The 5,462-nt window shown below is 60.8% G+C and carries 6 protein-coding genes; all 6 read left to right on the top strand.

Annotated elements, in window-relative coordinates:
• Positions 1-749, top strand: a protein-coding gene (locus tag ACEW8G_RS04875; RefSeq protein WP_373487322.1) for an IS5 family transposase whose coding sequence is annotated in 2 segments (ribosomal slippage) — positions 1-328 and positions 328-749 — 750 coding nt annotated over the 2 segments. Because the reading frame shifts where the segments join, the coding sequence is not laid out codon by codon here. This gene is flagged as partial in the annotation.
• A gap of 222 nt (positions 750-971) precedes the next feature.
• A complete protein-coding gene (locus tag ACEW8G_RS04870) occupies positions 972-1,163 on the top strand; it encodes a hypothetical protein (RefSeq protein WP_373487321.1) in 192 nt (63 codons plus the stop codon).
• A 220-nt stretch (positions 1,164-1,383) separates the two neighbouring features.
• Positions 1,384-4,056, top strand: coding sequence for an aconitate hydratase AcnA (gene acnA, locus ACEW8G_RS04865; protein WP_373487320.1), 2,673 nt, complete (start codon positions 1,384-1,386; stop codon positions 4,054-4,056).
• The gene (locus ACEW8G_RS04860; protein ID WP_373487319.1) at positions 4,053-4,718 is read left to right on the top strand and encodes a hypothetical protein; all 666 of its coding nucleotides are present in this window, start codon (positions 4,053-4,055) and stop codon (positions 4,716-4,718) included. Before acnA ends, ACEW8G_RS04860 begins: the two co-directional genes overlap by 4 nt.
• A gap of 160 nt (positions 4,719-4,878) precedes the next feature.
• Positions 4,879-5,013: a 50S ribosomal protein L34 gene (gene rpmH, locus ACEW8G_RS04855; RefSeq protein ID WP_373487318.1), complete on the top strand. Its 135-nt coding sequence runs from the start codon at positions 4,879-4,881 to the stop codon at positions 5,011-5,013.
• Between the two features lie 26 nt (positions 5,014-5,039).
• Positions 5,040-5,462: ribonuclease P protein component (gene rnpA, locus ACEW8G_RS04850; RefSeq protein WP_373487317.1), on the top strand; the 423-nt coding region annotated here is incomplete at its 3' end.

Raw genomic sequence — 5,462 nt, 5'->3', positions numbered from 1 at the left:
TTTTTCTGGTTTTCGGATGAGCAATGGGCGCGGATTGAACCGCTCCTGCCGCAGGATACGCGCGGGATGCCGAGGGTCGATGATCGGCGGGTGCTCTCCGGCATTGTCCATGCGCTTAAGAGCGGCGGTCGTTGGGGCGATTGTCCCGAACACGTCTACGGCCCGAAGAAGACGCTCTACAACCGCTTCCGGCGCTGGGCCGAGCGCGGCGTTTGGGAGCGCATCTTTGCCGATCTTGCCGGGCTCGACGGCGTGCCATCCAGGCTGTTCATCGACAGCTCGTGCATCAAGGTCCACCGCACTGCTGGCGGCGCAAAAGGGGGGCCTTGGCTCATGGTATCGGCATCACCAAAGGCGGCAGGAACACCAAGCTCCATGCTATCTGCGACGAAAAGGGCCGTCCCCACGTCCTCCTGTTGACGCCCGGCAACACGCACGACGCAAAGGTCGCGATCTTGGCGATCAATGCCGTGCCGCCCTCAGAATATCTGGTCGCTGACAAAGGCTACGACAGCAACGCCTTGCGCTCATGGCTGATCGAGCGCGGCACCACGCCCGTCATCCCCTCAAAGTCCAACCGTAAGGTCCAAATCGAGCACGACCGGCAGATCTACCGCCAGCGCAACGTCGTCGAGCGCATGTTCTGCCGGTTCAAGGACTGGCGCCGCGTAGCAACCCGGTTCGACCGCAACATCAAGACCTTCATGGCAACCATTGCCATCGCCGCCTTCGTCACATGGTGGCTCTAATGAGTCCGGACCCTAAGTGAGCAATTTATTGGTCTATACTTTAACGGTAATACAATAATTAGGTCGTAGTGATATAATTTCGCTACGCCCTAATTTTATATAGCAATTTCAGCTTCGGCATATGATATAGAATTATTCATTCAATATTGGCAAAAAAATTTGTAGCATAAAATTATATCGGAGCATTCCGGCACGAAGTTGTTAGCAAAAAAGCAGTTCTGCATGCAACTGCTCCAGGTGATCGCGCTCCAAAATGATCTGTTGCCGGAAGATCTCGGCACGCTGGATTGCGGTCAGATTGTCGCCAGCAATGATCCGCATCATGTTCATCGTCAGTTTCTCGCAAGCCAGACCCGGCTTCATCCCTTGACGAGCAGTTCATCAAACAAAGCATCCGCGCCAAGTTCAAAATGACGATGTGACAGCGGACAATGCGCACCCCATGCCCCCTTCCCCCTCCCGCCGCCTTGCGCTAAGGCTTTGCGCACCATATCCGATTCAGTATCGGCCCGCCGGTTTCGCGTATAAAATGGTCGCGCGCGTCCCCATTCCGGCCTGTTCGGTGCGAACCGTCACATTACCGGCGCTTTTTTGAGCGTATTCATATTGCTACAGACCTTGGAAGGGACTCCACATGACCGCTGTTGGACAGGACACGCTCGGCACCCGCGCGACCATGGAGGTGGGCGGCAAGTCCATCGCCTATTATTCACTCGCCAAGGCCGCCGAAAAGCTCGGTGATATCTCACGGCTGCCGTTCAGCATGAAGGTGCTGCTCGAAAACATGCTGCGCTTTGAGGACGGCGGCTTCACCGTGTCGGTCGCCGATGCGCAGGCGGTGGTCGACTGGCAGAAGAATCCGGTATCGAGCGCGGAGATCCAGTATCGCCCGGCGCGCGTGCTGCTTCAGGATTTCACCGGCGTGCCCTGCGTGGTCGATCTCGCCGCGATGCGCGATGCCATCGCCACGCTGGGCGGCGATACCAGCAAGATCAATCCGCTCGTCCCCGTGCATCTGGTGATCGATCACTCGGTGATGGTCGACGAATTCGGCCATCCACGTGCATTCGAGCAGAATGTCGAGATCGAATATTACCGCAATGGCGAGCGTTACGACTTTTTGAAATGGGGTTCCAAGAGCCTCGACAATTTCAAGGCCGTCCCACCGGGCACCGGCATCTGCCATCAGGTGAACCTTGAGAATATCGCGCAGGCGGTGTGGACCAGCACTGACGCCAGCGGTGCAACGGTCGCCTATCCCGATACCTGCGTTGGCACCGACAGCCACACCACGATGATCAACGGTCTGGGTGTGCTCGGCTGGGGCGTCGGCGGGATCGAGGCGGAGGCGGCGATGCTCGGACAGCCGGTCTCGATGCTGATCCCCGAAGTGGTTGGCTTCAAGCTCACCGGCGCGCTGAATGAGGGCGTCACCGCCACCGATCTTGTGCTGACTTGCACGAACATGCTGCGTTCGCACGGCGTGGTCGGGCGATTCGTCGAATATTTCGGCCCCGGACTTGCCTCGCTGAGCCTCGCCGACCGCGCGACGCTCGCCAACATGGCCCCGGAATATGGCGCGACCTGCGGCTTTTTCGGCATCGACGACAAGACGCTCGATTACATGCGCCTGACCGGGCGCGACGAAAGCCTGCTCGCGCTGGTGGAAGCCTATGCCAAGGAGCAGGGCTTCTGGATTCAGCCCGATGCAGTGGACCCAGTGTTCACCAGCACGCTCGAACTCGATATGTCGACGGTCATCCCCTCGCTCGCCGGACCCAAGCGTCCGCAGGACTGGGTCGCGCTCACCGAAGTCGATGACGTGTTCGCCAAGGACATGGCCGAGACCTACAAGCGCGCCAATATGCGCGTTGCGGTCGATGGCAAGGATTTCGACATCGGCGATGGCGATGTGATGATCGCGGCGATCACCTCGTGCACCAACACATCGAACCCGGGCGTGATGGTTGCCGCAGGGCTGGTCGCCAAAAAGGCCGATGAGCTTGGCCTCAAGCCCAAGCCATGGGTCAAGACCTCGCTTGCGCCCGGATCGCAGGTGGTCACCGACTATTTCAACAAGGCCGGGCTACAAACCCACCTCGACAATATCGGCTTCAACCTCGTTGGCTATGGCTGCACCACCTGTATCGGCAACTCCGGCCCGCTGGCCGAGCCGATCAGCAAGGCGATCAACGAAAACGGTCTGGTCGCCGCCGCAGTGATCTCGGGCAACCGCAACTTCGAAGGCCGCGTGTCGCCGGATGTGCGCGCCAATTTTCTCGCCTCGCCGCCGCTCGTTGTTGCCTATGCGCTCAAGGGCACGGTGATTGAGGATTTCACCACCACCCCCATCGGCACCAGCAACCAGGGCAAGGATGTATTCCTGAAAGACATCTGGCCGACCAATCTGGAAGTTGCCGAAACCATGGCAAGCTGCATGGACCGTGAGATGTTCCAGGCGCGCTATGCCAACGTCTATCTGGGCGATGAGCACTGGCAGGCGATCAACGTCGATGGATCGGACACCTACAACTGGCGCGCGGGGTCAACCTATGTCGCCAACCCACCCTATTTTGAGGGCATGAGCATGACGCCATCGCCGGTGGGCGACATCATTGAGGCCAAGCCGCTGGCGATCCTGGGCGATTCGATCACCACCGACCACATCTCGCCCGCCGGATCGATCAAGGCGGATTCGCCTGCGGGCAAGTGGCTGATGGAGCATCAGGTCGCGCGCGCTGACTTCAACAGCTATGGCGCGCGACGCGGCCATCATGATGTGATGATGCGCGGCACCTTCGCCAACATCCGCATCAAGAACGAAATGGTCCCGGGCATCGAGGGCGGCATGAGCCGCTATGGCAGTGAAGTCATGCCGATCTATGACGCAGCAATGCGTCACAAGGCCGACGGCACGCCTTTGGTGGTGATCGCGGGCAAGGAATATGGCACCGGATCATCGCGCGACTGGGCCGCCAAGGGCACCAACCTGCTCGGGGTGAAAGCCGTGATCGTCGAAAGCTTCGAGCGCATCCACCGTTCTAACCTGGTCGGCATGGGCGTTCTGCCGCTACAGTTCGAGAACGGAGATACGCGGCTGACCTTGGGGCTTACCGGTGATGACACCTTCACGATTGAAGGCATTGCCGATCTGAAGCCGCGCCAGCAGGTGACGGTCAAGGTCACCCGCCCCGATGGTTCGGGCTTCAGCTTTGAGGCATTGTGCCGCATCGATACTGCCAATGAGCTGGAGTATTTCATGAACGGCGGCATCCTGCACTACGTACTGCGGAAACTGGCGGCATGATCCGGTTGCTTGCAAAGGCCTGCACCGCGCTGACCGGCGCGGCGCTCGCCTTTGGGGCGTCGGTGCCAGCGCACGCGCAGGGAGCAACGCCTGCGCTGCCCAACAACAGCACCGAAGCGGCGATCATGTGTTTTTATGCCGCGACGCTGGCGGGTGGGGGCCAGACCGAGGTGATTGCAGAGGCATCGTGGTTCCTGTTCGATGCCGCACGCCGCGAAACCGCCGACAATCCCGATGCATTTATCGGCAAGATCGACACGCTGGCTGGCACACCGCCGCCCAATCTGGAAACCGTCGCCAGCGATGCGCCCGCCCTGTTGCCACTGTGCGCCAGCCGCTACCCGCTGATCAGCTCCAAGCGCACGATCACCCTGCCCGCCGACAGCTTTGCGCGCGACGTCCAGTGCATGGCGCTCACCGGCTATATGATCGGTCTGGCAGAGGGCGAGCTTGAAGACAGCGGCGACAATCCGTTCACCACACGCATGAAGGCGCTGGAGGTGAAGCTTGAAACGAAGCTCACGCCGGAACGTTATCTTGCGGCGGGTCTGGGCACTGAAGAGTCTGCCTATGAAAGACTGTTCTCGCGCGCGCTGCGCGATGTCAGCCCGCTCGGCAACCTGATGAGCGTGCTCACCGCCTGCGAAGTGGCGGGCGGTTAGGCACGCCCGGATCTGGCGGCACATCCGCCGTTCCGCGCTTGACTTTGCCGGTTCCCAAACGTATGCGCGTTTCTTTCGCGGGCACGGCTCAAGGCCTCGCACGCGGCGAATCGTCCATCATTCAACGCCCTTATGGGGTAGCAGTTTTCAGGAGTGCCGCATGAAGCGCACATTTCAGCCCAGCAATCTTGTGCGTGCGCGTCGTCACGGCTTCCGTCAGCGCACATCCACCGTCGGTGGCCGCAATATCCTGCGGGCCCGCCGCGCGCGTGGCCGCAAGCGCCTGAGCGCCTGAACCGGCCTGAGCGCCTGAACCCGGACGTGTCCCACAGTGCGTCCGTGACTGCGGGCGTTTCTGACCCTTCCACCAGCAATCACATCTCGCCAGGCACAGTGGTATCTTCTGCTGTGCCTGTCGTGCTGCGCCAGCGCGCCGATTTTCTCGCCGCCAACGGCGGATTGCGCGTCGGCACGCCGGGCTTTGTGCTGCTGGTAAAGACGCGCAATGACGGCAGCGAGATGCAGCGCATCGGCTACACCGTCACCAAGAAGATCGGCAACGCGGTGACCCGCAACCGTATCAAGCGGCGCTTTCGCGCGCTGGTGCACCAGGCGATGCCCGCGCACGGAATCGCCGGTGCGGACCATGTATTGATCGGCCGGGGCGAGGCGCTGACGCGCGATTTCGCCGCAATGCGCGATGATCTGGTGCGCGCGCTGAACCGGGTGCGCGATGGCAAGGCG

The sequence above is a fragment of the Blastomonas sp. genome, from assembly GCF_041747255.1.
Taxonomy (GTDB): Bacteria; Pseudomonadota; Alphaproteobacteria; order Sphingomonadales; family Sphingomonadaceae; genus Blastomonas.
The sequence above is the reverse complement of the archived record's forward strand: the minus strand, read 5'-3'. Positions and strand labels throughout refer to the sequence as shown.

Coding starts and splice junctions, on each gene's coding strand:
- acnA (WP_373487320.1), top strand. CDS start 1,384: ATGACCGCTGTTGGACAGGACACGCTCGGCACCCGCGCGACCATGGAG.
- ACEW8G_RS04870 (WP_373487321.1), top strand. CDS start 972: ATGCAACTGCTCCAGGTGATCGCGCTCCAAAATGATCTGTTGCCGGAA.
- rpmH (WP_373487318.1), top strand. CDS start 4,879: ATGAAGCGCACATTTCAGCCCAGCAATCTTGTGCGTGCGCGTCGTCAC.
- ACEW8G_RS04860 (WP_373487319.1), top strand. CDS start 4,053: ATGATCCGGTTGCTTGCAAAGGCCTGCACCGCGCTGACCGGCGCGGCG.